The sequence below is a fragment of the Vibrio sp. L85 genome (assembly GCF_963871815.1).
GTDB classification, from domain to species: domain Bacteria; phylum Pseudomonadota; class Gammaproteobacteria; order Enterobacterales; family Vibrionaceae; genus Vibrio; species Vibrio harveyi.
Map to the genome: position 1 here is coordinate 1 of NZ_CAWMYL010000018.1, position 236 is coordinate 236.

The window sequence follows — 236 nt, forward strand, 5'->3', positions numbered from 1 at the left end:
CGCAGCCGTGATATGGCTCGTGCAGGAAGAAATGCGATGACTGAAGCTTGTGAATCAAAGACAACGTCTTATTCCACGGCACAACAAAATGCAGACCGGTTCGAGAAGTTTGCAAGATACTGCGTCGATAACTTTTCAATCAATGATTCTCGGAAAATTGAAAACTCCCACATTCTCCAATATGCCGAAGAGTTAGCAGAGCGAGTTGAAGATGGTTCTCTCAGCGTATCATCTGC

1 protein-coding gene is annotated in these 236 nt (G+C 44.9%); it reads left to right on the plus strand.

Going from position 1 to position 236, the window contains the following annotated elements; translation table 11 throughout:
- On the plus strand, window positions 1–236 hold a 236-nt coding region (locus tag AACR11_RS03075), incomplete at both ends, for a hypothetical protein (RefSeq protein WP_416316088.1).